This window comes from Phosphitispora fastidiosa (genome assembly GCF_019008365.1).
Classification (GTDB): domain Bacteria; phylum Bacillota; class Thermincolia; order Thermincolales; family UBA2595; genus Phosphitispora; species Phosphitispora fastidiosa.
This window is the reverse complement of record NZ_JAHHUL010000116.1, coordinates 1-277: the sequence shown is the minus strand read 5'-3', so window position 1 is coordinate 277 and position 277 is coordinate 1. Positions and strand designations below refer to the sequence as shown.

Sequence of the window (277 nt, the reverse complement as noted above, 5' to 3'; positions counted from 1 at the left end):
CCCGCACCCCATCGGCAAGCATTGTGCTCTGAGCTTCATTCATCTTGCTCGATACGTTGTTGTTCACCATGACGTTGCGCAAGAGGCTGTCGAGTTCTGGAATTGATTCCGGCTCTGTTGACGCTATTTCTTTTTCTTGCATTTCTTGTTCGTCATCAGTGACTATTTGTACTTCATCATCATCAGATTGCGATTGCACCGGCAATATTCTCTTGCGGTTCTTGAACTCTTGCACTTCTTGCGGCGTCGGCAGCTTGATCTTGGTGTTGCGCGCCAG

1 protein-coding gene is annotated in these 277 nt (G+C 48.7%); it reads right to left on the bottom strand.

What is annotated here, in order from left to right:
• Nucleotides 1-277 (bottom strand): hypothetical protein (locus Ga0451573_RS19170; protein ID WP_231685790.1); only part of this gene is annotated, 277 nt, incomplete at both ends.